Annotated in this window: 14 protein-coding genes; all 14 read right to left on the bottom strand. The window is 37.9% G+C overall.

Annotation, left to right across the window (positions count from 1 at the left end):
- Positions 1–84: 84 nt before the first annotated feature.
- A complete protein-coding gene (asnS, locus tag G7Y56_RS00725) occupies positions 85–1488 on the bottom strand; it encodes an asparagine--tRNA ligase (protein WP_165040265.1) in 1404 nt (467 codons plus the stop codon).
- Positions 1489–1508: 20 nt separating this feature from the next.
- Positions 1509–2969 (bottom strand): pseudouridine synthase, encoded by a 1461-nt coding sequence (locus tag G7Y56_RS00720; RefSeq protein ID WP_165040263.1) that lies wholly within the window; start codon positions 2967–2969, stop codon positions 1509–1511.
- Positions 2970–3022: 53 nt separating this feature from the next.
- Positions 3023–4366 (bottom strand): adenylosuccinate lyase, encoded by a 1344-nt coding sequence (purB, locus tag G7Y56_RS00715; RefSeq protein WP_165040261.1) that lies wholly within the window; start codon positions 4364–4366, stop codon positions 3023–3025.
- 177 nt (positions 4367–4543) lie between these two features.
- Positions 4544–5644 (bottom strand): DegT/DnrJ/EryC1/StrS aminotransferase family protein, encoded by a 1101-nt coding sequence (locus tag G7Y56_RS00710; protein ID WP_221412533.1) that lies wholly within the window; start codon positions 5642–5644, stop codon positions 4544–4546.
- Between the two features lie 13 nt (positions 5645–5657).
- The gene (gene recN, locus G7Y56_RS00705; protein WP_165040257.1) at positions 5658–7319 is read right to left on the bottom strand and encodes a DNA repair protein RecN; all 1662 of its coding nucleotides are present in this window, start codon (positions 7317–7319) and stop codon (positions 5658–5660) included.
- Positions 7320–7334: 15 nt separating this feature from the next.
- On the bottom strand, positions 7335–8477 hold the full coding sequence (locus G7Y56_RS00700) for a metallophosphoesterase (RefSeq protein WP_165040255.1): 1143 nt from the start codon (positions 8475–8477) through the stop codon (positions 7335–7337).
- Positions 8474–9616 carry a metallophosphoesterase gene (locus G7Y56_RS00695; protein ID WP_165040252.1) on the bottom strand — a complete coding sequence of 381 codons (1143 nt, stop codon included), beginning with the start codon at positions 9614–9616 and terminating at the stop codon, positions 8474–8476. The genes G7Y56_RS00700 and G7Y56_RS00695 overlap by 4 nt, the downstream gene beginning before the upstream one ends.
- Before the next feature lie 156 nt (positions 9617–9772).
- A complete protein-coding gene (locus tag G7Y56_RS00690) occupies positions 9773–10927 on the bottom strand; it encodes a glycoside hydrolase family 99-like domain-containing protein (RefSeq protein ID WP_255498597.1) in 1155 nt (384 codons plus the stop codon).
- A gap of 258 nt (positions 10928–11185) precedes the next feature.
- Complete coding sequence (locus G7Y56_RS00685; RefSeq protein WP_165040250.1) at positions 11186–11872, bottom strand: zinc metallopeptidase; 687 nt, start codon at positions 11870–11872, stop codon at positions 11186–11188.
- Positions 11873–12017: 145 nt separating this feature from the next.
- Positions 12018–13283, bottom strand: coding sequence for an adenylosuccinate synthase (locus G7Y56_RS00680; RefSeq protein ID WP_165040248.1), 1266 nt, complete (start codon positions 13281–13283; stop codon positions 12018–12020).
- Complete coding sequence (locus tag G7Y56_RS00675; protein WP_165020400.1) at positions 13280–13789, bottom strand: Fur family transcriptional regulator; 510 nt, start codon at positions 13787–13789, stop codon at positions 13280–13282. Before G7Y56_RS00675 ends, G7Y56_RS00680 begins: the two co-directional genes overlap by 4 nt.
- Before the next feature lie 207 nt (positions 13790–13996).
- Positions 13997–14692, bottom strand: coding sequence for a NigD-like protein (locus tag G7Y56_RS00670; RefSeq protein WP_165040246.1), 696 nt, complete (start codon positions 14690–14692; stop codon positions 13997–13999).
- A 136-nt stretch (positions 14693–14828) separates the two neighbouring features.
- Positions 14829–15263: a nucleoside deaminase gene (locus G7Y56_RS00665; RefSeq protein ID WP_221412532.1), complete on the bottom strand. Its 435-nt coding sequence runs from the start codon at positions 15261–15263 to the stop codon at positions 14829–14831.
- An 8-nt stretch (positions 15264–15271) separates the two neighbouring features.
- Entirely contained in the window at positions 15272–15490 is a 219-nt protein-coding gene (locus G7Y56_RS00660) for a hypothetical protein (RefSeq protein ID WP_165020397.1), read from the bottom strand.
- Positions 15491–15495: the final 5 nt, after the last annotated feature.

Below are 15495 nucleotides of genomic sequence, written 5' to 3'. Positions count from 1 at the left end.
AAGTAACATTAGCAAAAGTAATATAAAAAACAAAAGCAGCAAGAATTAAATCCTGCTGCTTTTACATATCATATTATTCAAATATCAAAATTCTGCATTGTTAGGAGTACGAGGGAAAGGTATTACATCACGGATATTTGCCATACCTGTAATAAATAATATCAAACGCTCAAATCCTAATCCAAATCCCGAGTGAGGAGCTGTTCCAAATTTACGGATCTCGGTGTACCACCAGATAGAATCTACATTCATATCCAACTCTTTCACACGAGCCATTAATTTATCATAGTCTGCTTCACGTTCCGATCCGCCAATGATTTCACCAATCTTAGGGAAAAGTACATCCATTCCGCGAACAGTTTTCCCATCCTCATTTTGTTTCATATAGAAAGATTTAATCTCTTTCGGATAATCGGTCAAAATAACAGGGCGTTTAAAGTGTTTCTCTACCAGATAACGCTCATGTTCTGATTGAAGATCGGCACCCCAATAAACAGGGAACTCGAATTTCTGTCCTGATTTCTCAAGAATATCGACACCCTCGGTATAAGTTAAACGCACAAAGTCGTTTTCAACAACAAACTTCAATCTGTCTATAAGTTCCGCATCGTATTTTTCAGATAAGAAAGCGATATCGTCAGCACAGTTTTCGAGAGCGTAACTAATCAGATACTTCATAAAATCCTCAGCCAAATCCATGTTATCATGAATGTCGTTGAATGCAACCTCAGGTTCAATCATCCAAAATTCGGCTAAGTGGCGAGGTGTATTTGAATTCTCGGCACGAAATGTCGGTCCGAATGTATAAATACCACCTAGTGCCATTGCTCCAAGCTCTCCTTCAAGTTGACCCGAAACCGTAAGGTTTGTTTGCCCTCCGAAGAAATCCTCTTTATAATCAATCGCTCCCTCTTTCGTACGGGGAGGATTATTTACATCGAGTGTAGTTACCTGAAACATGGAGCCTGCACCCTCTGCATCAGAACCTGTTACAATTGGTGTGTGAAAATAGAAGAATCCATTATCATTGAAATACTTATGTATTGCATAAGACATATGATGGCGTATACGAAAAATAGCTCCGAAAGTATTCGTACGAGGACGCAAATAAGCAATCTCCCTTAAAAATTCTAATGACGGACCATTTTTTTGTTTTTGCAAAGGATATTCTTCCGGATTAGCTTCTCCGTAAATCTCGATTGTTTTCGCCTGAATTTCGCAATTTTGTCCCTGACCTTGAGATTCAACCAAAAGACCCACAACATGAAGGCATGCGCCGGTGCTTATTCTTTTGAAGAATTCTTCGCCAAAAGTTTCTACATCTGCTACAACCTGAATATTATTTATTGTGGAACCGTCATTCATGTGAATAAATTTCACAAATTTATTACCACGCATAGTACGGACCCAACCTTTTATGCTTACTGCTGCGCCTAAATCAGGCTTACGAAATATGTCTACAATCTTTGTTCTACGAATAGTTTCCATGTATCTTTAATTTTTATTTCTCACTCAAAAGCTCCCATACGAAGCATATTCACTTCTTTTTCCGACAGGTAACGCCATTTTCCACGTTGTACATTTTTCTTCGTTAATCCGGCAAAATAAACACGATCCAGTTTTACAACCTGATAGTTCAGTTTTTCGAATATACGACGTACAACACGATTACGACCAGAGTGAATTTCAATACCAACCACATTTAATATATCTTCTGCTTGATAAGCGATTGAATCTGCATGGATTTCTCCATCGTCAAGCTCAACTCCATCAGCAATAGTTTGCATATCTTCTATTGTAACATCACGATCAAGAGTTACCTGATATATTTTTTTCTTTTTGAATTTCGGATGCATTAGCTTCGATGCCAAATCACCATCATTCGTCAGAAGAAGTACACCTGTTGTGTTCCTATCAAGACGACCTACAGGATAAATACGCTCAGGACATGCACCTTTTACCAGATCCATTACCGTAGTACGGTTTTGAGGATCATCCGATGTTGTCACACAGTTTTTAGGCTTGTTAAGCAATACATATACTTTGCTTTCGAGACGTATCGGTTGATCGTTGAAAGTAACCATATCTGCACGTGTCACTTTAGCTCCTAATTCATTTACAACTTCTCCATTTACCTTGATTACTCCCGATGTGATAAGAGCATCAGCCTCACGACGAGAACAAACTCCGGCATTAGCCAAATATTTATTCAAACGTAAAGGAGTACTTGGATCTACATTTTCTTTATACTTAACAGGCTTCATCAGTTTCTTTGGACCGCTTGGTTCCGGACCGTTGAAACCTCTTGAACCACTTGCATTATTGTATGATGAACGACCATCATTCGTTCTGAACGAAGGACGACCGCCTCTATCCTGATTGCTTGGACGACCACCACCGCGATTGTCATTACCACCACGATTATTAGAATAGCCTCCGCCGCCACGGTTGTTCGAGTAGCCACTACCGCCGCGATTGTCAGAGTAACCTCCGCTTCTGCGATCGTTAGAATAGCCACCACCACGATTATTATCTGAATAACCGCCGCGATTATCATTTCCTCCGCGATTGTTAGAGTAACCACCACGATTGTCAGAATAGCCTCCGCTGCGATTATCTGAGTAACCGCCACCACGGTTGTCCGAGTAGCCTCCACCACGATTGTCTGAATAGCCACCGCCTCCGCGATTATCTGAATATCCTTGATTACTACTATAAGGACGTCGTTCGCTATTATCTCTTCTTTCGTAAGATGGTCTTGATTGACTATCTGATGAGCCATAAGATGAGCGAGATGGTCCTTCCGAATTCGATCTGTAAGGATTTCTGTCCCTATCAGAAGCCGGAGCATCATAGTTTTGCTTGCGCAGATCACCTACGCGTGTGCGTTTTTTCTTTACTGAATCTGATCCATTTGATGAAGAGTCACCATCGCGGCTTTCTCTTTCATTACCATTGTCTGTTACCATTTCTTTTCTGTTTAAATAAATTGTTATTAAAATAACCTCACGGTTACGTTTCTTTATATACCTGTATAGGTATGAGGTGTTATTTTTCTTAATTCGTCTTTCACGGAATCACTCACGTTCAATCCATTGATAAAATCGGCAATAGACTTTCCTGTTATAGCTTCATTCGTACGGGTAAGCTCTTTCAATGCTTCATAAGGCTTTGGATAACCTTCGCGGCGAAGAATTGTTTGAATACCTTCGGCTACGACAGGCCAGCAGTTTTCCAAGTCTCTGTATAACGCATCCTTGTTCAACAATAATTTATCCAAACCTTTCAACGTGCTTTGTAGCGCTATCACAATATGCCCCATAGGCACTCCGATGTTACGCAATACTGTCGAGTCTGTCAAATCTCTTTGCAAACGGGATATAGGCAATTTAGCAGATAGGTGTTCCAAAATAGCATTTGCTATTCCGAGGTTTCCTTCTGCATTTTCGAAATCAATAGGATTTACTTTATGAGGCATCGCCGATGATCCTATTTCACCTTCTTTGATCTTTTGTTTGAAGTATTCCATAGAGATATATTGCCAGAAGTCTCTATTTAAGTCGATCATAATAGTATCGATACGTTTCATTGCATCAAATACCGCAGCCAGATTATCATAGTTAGAAATTTGAGTTGTCCACTCTTCTCTTACTAAACCTAACTTTTCCGAAACAAATTTATTACCAAAAGCTTTCCAGTCATAAGACGGATAAGCAACATTATGAGCATTATAATTCCCAGTAGCCCCACCAAATTTAGCAGACAATGGTACCGATTTTAATATTGCCAATTGTCCTTCGAGACGACTGACAAAAACCATTATCTCTTTTCCTAAACGAGTCGGAGAAGCCGGCTGACCATGTGTTTTTGCCAACATAGAAATATCAGCCCAGTCGTTCGATTTATTCTTAAGCTTGGTAATCAATTCTTCTACCATTGGGTAATATACTTCATTCAAAGCATCTTTCAACGAGAGAGGAATAGACGTATTATTTATATCCTGCGATGTTAACCCAAAGTGAATAAACTCTTTATTATCATTCAGGTTTAAAATATCAAATTTTTCTTTAATGAAATATTCAACAGCCTTTACATCATGATTTGTAGTTTTTTCTATTTCTTTTATATTCAAAGCATCTGCTTCTGTAAAATCAGATACGATTGATCTCAATTGAGGAAAAACATTTTTATCTACATTTTTCAATTGAGGAAGAGGTAATTCGCATAATGCGATGAAATATTCAACCTCAACTAATACCCGATATTTGATTAGTGCATATTCGGAAAAATAAGAAGCCAGATTATCGGTTTTACTACGATAACGGCCATCGATCGGAGATATGGCTGTCAGAGGACTTAGTTTCATTCTATTATAAGGAATTTTGTGTTTTTTAAAAACAGTATATATTATTCTTTTTCATTCGATATCACTACCTACTATGTATGTACTGCAAAGATATAATAAAAAACATTCTCCGCTTTTTTAATAATGGAAAAAAACATTAAAGAAGTGCATAAAATGCGAGAAAACAAGTCTGATAATTTATTTCAGATCATTTATACACGAGACAATCTTATCCATCTCTTCATTTGTCAAGCTTGGATAGATGGGAAGGCTTAATATTTCATCCTGCAATTTTTCAGAAACAGGTAAACTAGTTCCCCCCAATTCTTTATATGCAGGTTGCTTATGAATAACTATCGGATAATGAATTTGAGTCTGAATACCACTTTGTAAAAGAGCTGTTTGCACTTTCGTTCTTTGCTGACAACGGATTGCATAAATATGGAAAACATGACTGTCATAATCCGATATTACCGGCAAAATAACCGCCTCGTTTTTTATATTCTCAGAATAATATCTGGCTATCTCTTTTCTTCGATTGTTATCATCATCCAGATATTTCAATTTAACCGATAAAACCGCAGCTTGCATTTCGTCCAAGCGAGAATTCAATCCTTTATATTCGTGAAGATATTTTTTACTCGACCCATAATTCGACAGGCTGGCAACAATCCCTGCCAATACACTGTCATTTGTTGTAACTGCCCCTGCATCACCCAATGCCCCCAGATTCTTCACCGGATAGAAACTAAAAGCTGCTGCATCTGCCAAATTACCTGCTTTCTTACCTCTATAAACTGCACCATGTGCCTGAGCTGCATCTTCTAGAAGTTTAAGATTATACTTTTCAGCTAGTTGTGCCAATTCTTCCATCGGCGCAATCTGTCCATAAAGGTGAACAGCGATAATAGCTTTAGTCCGGTCTGTTATTTTTTTCTCTACCGAAATAGGGTCTATATTATATGTTGTTATATCACAGTCGGCTAATACTGGTATAAGTCCGCTCTGTGAAACGGCCAACGCTGTTGCAATAAATACGTTCGCTGGTAGAATAATTTCATCACCATCTTTGAAGATATCCATTTCTTTGTATGCCAGCAACGTCAATCGGATTGCATCCAAACCATTCCCTACCCCTACGCTGTAATCCACGCCACAGTATGAAGCAAACTCTTGCTCAAATTTCTTCTTCTCTTCGCCTAAAATATACCAGCCAGAGTCTAACACCCGCAATGTAGCCTGCCGTAATTCAACAGCAAATCGCTCATATTCTCTTTTCAGATCAAGAAAGGGGATTATACTCATTTTCGTTTTATTTGTGACCTAGCATTACTTTGGCATTTTGTACAGCAGCATCTGTGAGAGTAGCGCCACTAAGCATACGCGCCACTTCTTCGAGACGTTCCTCATTAGACAGTTTGATAAGATTAGTTGTAGTTGTTTCTGCATTATCCGACTTGTAAACTCGATAATGGATATTACCTTTTGCGGCAATCTGCGGCAGATGAGTAATAGCAATTACCTGCATATTCTGTCCGAATTCCTGCATGATCTGCCCCATCTTGTCAGCTATTTCACCTGATACACCTGTATCTATTTCATCAAAAATAATTGTAGGTAAAGCTGTTGCTCCTGCAATCATCGATTTCAGACAAAGCATAAGACGTGAGATTTCACCACCCGATGCAATGTCAGATACGGGTTGCAACGGTATATTCTTATTTGCAGAGAATAGAAACTGAAGATGGTCTATCCCAGTAATATCGGGTTGTGCTTTGGTTGTCAATTTACATTCGAAACGAACGTTAGGCATTCCCAACACAGCTATTTTATCCACTAAATCCTTTTCTATCGATTCGGTTGCCTTTGCTCTTTCTTCGCTTAGGCTTGCGGCTAAACTAAGCATCTTTACTCTATTTTCAGCGACCTCTTTTTCCAACTTTTCTATCTGTAAATCAAACGAATCAATATTTTCTATCTTTAGTTCCAATTCATGATAAAGTTGAATCAAGTCTGCGACAGATGACAATCGATGTTTCTGTTGTAGGCTATAAATAAGATCTAAGCGATTGCTTATTTCGAGTAATCTATTCGGATTAAATTCCACATCGCCAGCCAATCGCTCCAATTCGGAACTTAGATCTTTCAGATCAATATATGCAGTCTGTATACGCTGCGATATTTCTTCGGCTTTTGTATAGACTTTTAGTAATGTTTGAGAAACCGACAGACTTTCTTTTAGTTCGGGGACAATACCTCTTTCATCATCCGACAATAAGATGTGGCACTTATACAAAGCCGATTTTATTTCCTCGGCATGATTTAAAGTTTCCTGTTCCAATTCAAGTTCTTCCTGCTCTCCTTCAACTAAAGATGCCTCGTGCAAGGACTCATATTGAAAACGTAAATAATCCTCTTCTTCTTTGCTCTTTCTTACAGAATCGTTAAGCACTTCAAGTGCTTTTTCCGATTGTTTATATAGCTTAAAAGCTTGTTGATATTCTTTTAACAGCTTTTTATTTCCAGCCAGAACATCGACTACCTGCATTTGAAAATGATCTTCAGCTAGCAGCAAGTTTTGATGCTGCGAGTGAACATCTATCAGCTGACTACCCAACTCTTTCAGATCAGTTAATGCAACCGGGGTGTCATTGATAAAAGCACGCGATTTTCCCGACGAAAGAATCTCCCGACGAAGAATATAGTTATCTGCATCATATTCTATATCTTTTTCTTCGCAAAATTCGCGGAGATCATAAGCTGACACATCAAACACACCTTCTATAATGCATTTATTTTCTCCTTGCTTTATGGCTTTTATATCGGCACGCTGACCTAAGATAAGAGCCAAAGCTCCTAAAATAATTGATTTTCCGGCTCCTGTTTCTCCTGTTATCACAGAGAACCCTGCCTCAAAATCTATTTCGAGACTATCAATCAGTGCGTAATTTTTTATGTATAGAGATTTTAGCATTGCTAAATATAATGATCATTTATCAAACTTCACATTCAAAACCATAATTTCAGAGACTGTACCAATTCGGTACTGCGGACCAGCCAGTCCTAATCCCGATGTCACATAAATATGTGTGTTATCTTTCTTCTTATATCCGTAACTCAACTCATAAAGCCTTTTCACAAGGAAATTGTTAGGAAATACCTGCCCGTCGTGTGTATGCCCATACAAAGCAATGTCTGCTCCGGCAGCAACTTCTTCCTGCAAACGATGCGGCTCATGATTTATTACAATAATCGGATACTGCCTGTCCACTCTTTGCATTATCTGAGACAATGGTTTACGTGTTAAACATTTGTCATCTTCACGCCCTACAACGTAAAAAGAGTTAGCTATAAAAACAGCTGTATCCTGAAGCAAAGTTAATCCACTTTCGTCCCTCAGCCACTTTATTTTCTCATTCTCTTCCTCTTCGGCCAACTGAATATAATCATGATTACCCGTAGAAGCAAACACGCCATAAGGAGCGGATAATCGTTTAAATTCTCCCTCCATTTTTTGCTCTCTCACCGACTTGAGATCATAATCGATTATGTCTCCGACAAGCAGAATCATATCAGGCTTTTGCTCCATTATCTTATCGACATACATTTTTAAAATATCTCGGTCGATCAGATAGCCAACATGAATATCGGCAGCAACTACTATTTTTAGTTCTTTGACTTCAGGGGAATATTTATTAATAGTCAGATCTAGCTCTTTAACAACTGGATGGCGAAATTTATAATTACCATACGCCATCGAACTTAAGACTACGAGCAACGACATACAAAAATAACTAAGCCTCAATTTCTTATTTTGCAGATCGACAGATGGGGGAAATATTTTTTTCTTTTTATTAATAAAGCGAAATAAATCATAGATAAGTAACAACGAACCGGTATAAATAATAAAAATCATCCACGAGGTACCAATCCACGTCAGATCGTGTAAATACTCGAAAGGAAGACGGTGAGAACCAAAGTATCCTACAAAATAAACTAATAATTCGAATATAAATATCAGAGCAAAAGGTATCTGTATAAATTTACGGTTCGGCAAAGCCTGCCGTCCACGCCAATAAATATAGGCATTAAGCAGAATCTGTATAACTATTGCATTGAAAAAAACTCTCATAGCTTCTTATTTATATCGATAACTACATATTCGGACTGTGTACCAATACGGAATTTTCCACCCCAGAGACCGATACCCGAACTAACATATATATTTGTATTTCCTTTCTTCAAATATCCATGATCTATCTCATAGAGTGCATTTGTAATCATAGAGATGGGCCACACCTGCCCTTGATGCGTATGTCCCGAAATCTGCAAATCAACATCTGCTGCTTCTGTTTTTTCGAGATTATAAGGCTGGTGATCTAATACAATAATAGGTTTAGATTTATCAAGATTGGCTACAAGATCGGTTAGCGGTTTACGACGTAGATTCGATCGGTCTTCGCGACCAACGATATAAAAGCAACTGTCGATCTCGGCTACCGAATCGCGAAGTAAGTGTATACCTGCCCGATTGATAAAATCCATACTTTCCTTAGCCCCACTGATATATTCATGATTACCCATACAGGCATAAATACCCATCGGTGCTTTTATTTTCTTAAAGCTCTCAGCAAAATTACCTTCATTGAGCGGACGGATACTATTATCTATAATATCCCCTGCTATCAGCACAATATCGGGCTCCTCGGCATTAATCAGATCAATCCAACCTTCCAGTTCTTTTTTGTTTATTCCATAGCCTAAATGTAAATCACTTATGGCAACGATTCGCAATGGTCGGAATAAGCTAGAGTCTGCCATCGTTTTTTCGATTGTCAGCGAAAGTGGCACACGAACCTTCCATTGATACTTAAGGTAACCACAAATCATTAGCATCGCAATAAATCCAACCATAAGCCCCAATCCCATCCAGTTATCTTTCGTATAGCGGGTGAGTGCATCGCTAGGCATAAAATGAAGAACACGATTGGTCAGCCCAAATAGATCTTTGAAAAAGATTACAATAAAAGCATAAATCAATATAAAAACCCAAGAAGTCCCTATCCGATAGAAGAATGAAGCCATACCGACCGGCATAGCATCGCCAGCTAAGAAAGAGATAAATAGTGATAATATCGCAATACTAGCAAATGAAATAAGACATATCCGACCAATCAGATTAGGAGGCATAGCCACCCACAGACGGTGAAAAACGTAAAAGTTTGCGGCAAAGTATAAAAGTATTATAGGAATAAAGATTATAGCTTTCATCGATAATTTGATATATTGTATTTGGACGAGCAAAGATAAAGAATCCGATGCACAATAATTTACTAAAAGTAAAAAAAGAAAGAGTCAACCTTAATAACATAAGAGGCCGGAAGATTGTTTTCTTCCGGCCTCTCTTAGGCTATTAGCCTAAGTGAATTATTCACCTTTAAAGACTTTCTTTACTGCTTCAAGATATCCGTAGCCAAAAATATTACATGGTTGGAGGTAGCTGGTTTCTGTCCATTCATTCCAACTATTTATAGTAATAAGAGGTGCCTGATCGGGATGACTATCTACATATTCTTTTGCCATCTGAAGTGCTTTCTGAAAGTTCTCCGGTGTATTATTTTTCACAACGGCACTAGACCCTAAACGCGGGCTATTATCCCATCCAACACTTACATGGGGATAATATTTAAAATCAAAGTTCGCATCAATTCGTGCCCATTCTTTTTTCACAGCTTCCATTATTGCCAAGTAATCCTGATCTACATTTGTAAAATGAACAAACTGATAATGAGTAGCACTCGTAAAGCCGAGCTTTTTCACAAACTCTCTTTCCGGATTTTCGGTTTTGCTTCCATCGAATCCACTATGATTAAGATTTATAGACCACATTGTAAGCTGTAGATCTACTCCCGGAAATCCTGCTTTTTTAGTTTCGTCGTTAAACCATTTCAGAGCACTTACAGTTTCTTCTACTCCTCCAAGCCCCGAAATCAATTGCGGTATATCATAGATCATAAATACGGGTTTGCCATCAATTTTATAGTATTGAGGATGCTTAAAATATTTCTCAATATTACGCTTGCATATTTTTTCGAATTCCTGCCTATCTACTTTTCCTTCCCAAATAATATTAGGTTCGTGCGAAATACGTGTATCCCATGTATTCCCAACATCATGATTAGCCCACATAAGATAGAATTTCATTTTTCCTACATTATCGGCCTTCAGAAACCCATTATTGAGTGTTGTTTCCATAAAAGGACGATTATCGTACCAATACCAGTCAAAAATAAAAACATCCACACCATGTTTGGTCGCAGCTTCTATCTCCATAGACATTACCGACGGATCGGCTTCGTTGATATACCCCCAGAGAGGTTTCCTGTTCCAATAATGCCCCGGATTACGCTCCTGCATATTAGCCACTGTTTCCCACTCTCCTATTCCTTTAGGCCAAAACGGAAGTAAACGGGGATCATCCGACGCATAAGCAGGATAGAGAAATGCAGCAACATCGTATTCCTTCTGCACTGTCTTTACGTTTTTCTGTGCAGAAATATCGATACTACTGATAAGTTGCATAAAAACAAGCATTAAAAAACTTACCACTAATCGGTTATTAACATGTACCATTTTGAATGTGATTTATATTTAGCGAGTATTAGCTTCAATTATCAAATAAAGGGTTATAGATATTTACAAATATAAAATATTGATTTACAATAGAGTTGTTATATCTGATTCTATAATTTTAATTAATGATACAATAAAACATAAGTACAAAAAAAGAGTAACCAATATTAGTTACTCTTTTCCTGTTTATTTATAAAGAATCAGTTATTATGAACGCCTGCTACCGCTTAATGCTATTGTTACATAGTAAACTAATGTAGCGATAGAACCAAGAGCAGCGACAACATAAGTATATGCAGCCCATTTCAATGCATCTTTGGCCATATCATGGTTATTCACGTTGGTTATACCAGCCGTATTAAGCCATGTCAAAGCTCTGCTACTTGCATTTATTTCAACGGGTAAAGTTACAACACTGAATATAGTTGTTAAGGCAAACAAGCCAATACCAACCCAGATGAGTGTAGGAAACGAGTTTATTAATAAGACTCCGGCTAAAATTACCCACATCACCCATTTAGACGAAAAGCTGACAATAGGAACAAGCGACGAACGCATTTTCAAAGGCCCGTACGCACGTGCATGTTGCACTGCGTGTCCGCATTCATGGGCAGCAACCGCTGCGGCAGCCACACTATTGCTGGAGTAGACCCCTTCACTCAGGTTAACAGTCTTATCACCCGGATTGTAGTGATCTGTCAACATCCCTCGTGTCGAAACGACTTTCACATCGTAAATGCCGTTATCATGTAGCATTTTTTCTGCGACATCACGTCCTGTCAAACCTCGATCGATAGGAACATTAGAATATTTTTTGAATTTGCTTTGTAACATTGCCGATACAGCATAACTGACAAGAGCAATGATTCCGAATAGTATCCAATTTAAATACATAGTTTGTTCTTTTATTTTTTATAGTCAATAACCTATTATTTTATTATTTCTCGCATCGTTTTTACGTTGCTTCCCTAAAAGTTAAAACACAAAAAATGTGCCAATAGTTCATATTGGCACATTCTTAATTATCTAAAAATACCTTTTATTTCCTAATGATTGTTTGTTCTCTGTCGGGACCTAGGGATATAACACGAATCGGAACATTCAATTCTTTTTCTAAAAATGCCACATAATCACTAAACGCCTTAGGAAACTCACTTTCTTTCTGCATCTTAGTCATATCTGTTTTCCATCCTGCCATTTCCACAAATACAGATTTCACATCGTCTCCGATCTCAAATGGAAAATCAGCTATTTGTTGTCCTTCGATTTCATATGCTACACACACTTTGATTGTATCGAACGTATCGAGAACATCACTCTTTGTCATTATCAGTTGAGTAACGCCATCAATCATAATAGCATAGCGAAGTGCAACTAAGTCTATCCATCCGCAACGGCGTGGACGTCCTGTTACTGATCCGAACTCGAATCCCAGTTTACGAAGCTCATCTCCTGTCTCATCAAACAGTTCTGTTGGAAAAGGACCGCTACCGACACGCGTGCAATAGGCTTTAAATATGCCATATACCTCGCCTATAGCCTGAGGTGCAATACCTAATCCGATGGATGAACCGGCTGTTATTGTATTAGACGACGTAACGAAAGGATAAGAACCGAAGTCAATATCGAGCATTGTACCTTGCGCACCTTCTGCCAATATCTTCTTACCTTCTTTTATTGCCTTATTGATATAATGTTCGCTATCTATAAATGTAAATTCACGCAACTTCGCTAAGCCTTCGAACCATTCTTTTTCCAATTGAGGTAAAGCACTGGTATCGAATCCATATTGAGCTAATGTTTTCAGATGTTTTGTTTTAGCTGCATTATATTTCTCTTCGAAATTATGTAACACATCACCGACACGTAGTCCGTTACGACCTACCTTATCCGTATACGTAGGACCAATTCCCTTGCCTGTGGTACCTATTTTAGAGTCGCCTTTCGATTCTTCGAAACAAGCATCTAAGAGACGGTGAGTAGGCAAAATAAGATGGGCTTTTTTTGAAATCAAAAGACGCTTTGTCAATTGATGACCGGATGATTCGAGTGATTCTATCTCACTTTTAAACAAAGCAGGATCAATAACAACACCGTTACCGATTACATTTATCTTTGCTCCTTGAAATATTCCGGACGGAACCGAACGAAGTACATATTTTTTTCCTTCAAATTCGAGTGTATGACCTGCATTAGGGCCTCCTTGGAAACGGGCAATTATTTCATACTCGGGAGTAAGAACATCTACGATCTTACCTTTTCCTTCATCACCCCATTGCAAACCTAACAATACATCTACTTTCATTTCTTTTTTATACGAGTATTTTTGTTTTCTACAGTTTTAACTTTCTTTTCTTCTGCCTTTTTGGCACGCATGCACTTATTGCATATACCATAGATATACATGCTATAATAGCTCACTTTGAAGCGCTGCAATTTTTTCTGCTGAGCCGGAGTAAACAGATTGCCGTTTTTATGCTCCTTTACTTCTCCACAACCCAAACAGATCAAATGGTCATGGTTTTCATTACCATAAGCCCGCTCATATTGCGACACATTAGCCCCAAACTGATGTTTAACAACCAGCCCGCAATCAAGCAACAATTCGATTGTATTATAAAGTGTAGCGCGACTCACTCTAAAATGAGACTGAGTCATCGAATTATAAAGTGAATCCATGTCAAAATGCCCTTTTGTAGAGTAAATATGCTCCAATATAGCATACCGCTCCGGGGTCTTCCGATGTTTATGCAGACTAAGATAATCTGTAAATTCGTTTTTGACCTGCTCTTTTATTTTTATATTATCCATTTAGTTCTGAAAAAAATCCGGCATGAACAAAAATACATCTTTTTTGAATGAATACCTTATAAACCAAGGAAGAAAAAGCATAAGAATACAAAAAAAGAGAACTCTCTCAAGTTCTCTTTTCAAAATGAAATAAAAAAGAATATTATTAATATTCTAAGAAATCGTTTTTTTATTCCCTAAATCTGCATCTGATAAGCAAACACGAAATCAGGGCTTACCATATTTATACTCTATATCGTATATCTTAGTTTCTGTATCCGATAGTTTTACTTTTATTTTAAAAGCAACCGTATCACGCCCTTCTTTACGATATGGAGCTAAATCGAAACTAACAAGTCCCTCTGTCATATAATTCTGAGGATCTCCTTCTCGATTATGTCTGAATTCTAATTCTACAACATCATCAGTCACAGATTTATCAGGTTTTGTAGAAATCAAATTAACAAGATGTGGATTTTGATTCGCTGTTAAATAAGCGAACTTAATATTCAAATATCCGCCACCTTCCCAGATGCCTTTTATCTCGATCGGGTCATTGCCTATACTATCTTGCTGTGCCTGATCATTCGGATCTAAATAGATAACATTCTTGGTAAGAACATCTGCAACATAACCATTCAGTTTTATCAAATGATCATAACCGTTATATTGATCCGACAGGATTGTAAAATTAATTACTACCCGCTTGTTTTTAGGCTGATAGTTCGTGCTGGTTGCTGATACAAATAATGTTGTACTATCTTTATCGTCCAGCATAAAGGTTCTACCTTCGTCATTCGTTGTTGCCCACGATAGATAAAAATCACCCAAAGAATGTCCATCATCATTCGAGCATGATGAGATACCCAGAGCCAATACTCCACAAAAAAACAATACTGAAAATAATTTTACTAATTTTTTCATAACCTTTCAAATCTCTCTTTTTAGTTAATCTTATTTTTCTCTCTATAATCCATTAAGGGGTTGCAAGATATAAAATATGCTGCGCAGATCGATTTTAATAAAGGTTAAAGTATATTATTGAATTTAAAAGAGAACACTATCTATTGCGTTGGAAGAACTCAGTCAGCAGTGATGCACACTCTTCTTGCATAACACCTGTAACTACTTGCGTTTTAGGATGCAATATATTCGGAGAAAACAAACTATACCCCTTTTTCTCATCTCTAGCTCCGCAAACTATTTTAGTTATCTGCGACCAGAGAAGCCCTCCGGCACACATAGGACAAGGTTCTAGTGTAACATAGAGCGTGCAGTCTTTTAGGTATTTACCGCCCAACACATTAGCTGCCGCAGTAATAGCCTGCATCTCTGCATGGGCTGTTACATCATTCAAGGTTTCGGTAAGATTATGAGCACGGGCAATAATACGACCCTGACAAACGACAACAGCTCCCACGGGAACTTCATTTCTTTCGAATGCTGTTTTAGCTTCATTTAAAGCCTGACGCATAAAATATTCATCGTTGAGTATATTAGTCGTCATCGGCGCATTTCGTTTTCGTCAAATAGTGTAGGATAATCCTGATCGAGGTTTTTCAGTATATTAGATATGATAGTCTCTCTAAGCCAACGCGAACGATTTTCTATCTTATATTTTTTGATATAAGCACAGATAAAAGCATATTCCTTCTCGTTGAGTGAAAAGTTGACATGCTTAGTGCGATTTGCCTCTACGTTAGCTTTCTTTTTAGACTTCATTTCTG

Source organism: Dysgonomonas sp. ZJ709, assembly GCF_011039195.1.
Classification (GTDB): domain Bacteria; phylum Bacteroidota; class Bacteroidia; order Bacteroidales; family Dysgonomonadaceae; genus Dysgonomonas.
Note: the sequence above shows the minus strand (reverse complement) of the source record. Positions and strands in the feature narration are given on the sequence as shown.

What these genes read in the sequence shown, in the direction of transcription:
- asnS (WP_165040265.1), bottom strand. Translation starts at nt 1,488, where the DNA reads ATGGAAACTATTCGTAGAACAAAGATTGTAGACATATTTCGTAAGCCT.
- G7Y56_RS00720 (WP_165040263.1), bottom strand. Translation starts at nt 2,969, where the DNA reads ATGGTAACAGACAATGGTAATGAAAGAGAAAGCCGCGATGGTGACTCT.
- purB (WP_165040261.1), bottom strand. Translation starts at nt 4,366, where the DNA reads ATGAAACTAAGTCCTCTGACAGCCATATCTCCGATCGATGGCCGTTAT.
- recN (WP_165040257.1), bottom strand. Translation starts at nt 7,319, where the DNA reads ATGCTAAAATCTCTATACATAAAAAATTACGCACTGATTGATAGTCTC.
- G7Y56_RS00700 (WP_165040255.1), bottom strand. Translation starts at nt 8,477, where the DNA reads ATGAGAGTTTTTTTCAATGCAATAGTTATACAGATTCTGCTTAATGCC.
- G7Y56_RS00695 (WP_165040252.1), bottom strand. Translation starts at nt 9,616, where the DNA reads ATGAAAGCTATAATCTTTATTCCTATAATACTTTTATACTTTGCCGCA.
- G7Y56_RS00690 (WP_255498597.1), bottom strand. Translation starts at nt 10,927, where the DNA reads ATGCAACTTATCAGTAGTATCGATATTTCTGCACAGAAAAACGTAAAG.
- G7Y56_RS00685 (WP_165040250.1), bottom strand. Translation starts at nt 11,872, where the DNA reads ATGTATTTAAATTGGATACTATTCGGAATCATTGCTCTTGTCAGTTAT.
- G7Y56_RS00680 (WP_165040248.1), bottom strand. Translation starts at nt 13,283, where the DNA reads ATGAAAGTAGATGTATTGTTAGGTTTGCAATGGGGTGATGAAGGAAAA.
- G7Y56_RS00675 (WP_165020400.1), bottom strand. Translation starts at nt 13,789, where the DNA reads ATGGATAATATAAAAATAAAAGAGCAGGTCAAAAACGAATTTACAGAT.
- G7Y56_RS00670 (WP_165040246.1), bottom strand. Translation starts at nt 14,692, where the DNA reads ATGAAAAAATTAGTAAAATTATTTTCAGTATTGTTTTTTTGTGGAGTA.
- G7Y56_RS00660 (WP_165020397.1), bottom strand. Translation starts at nt 15,490, where the DNA reads ATGAAGTCTAAAAAGAAAGCTAACGTAGAGGCAAATCGCACTAAGCAT.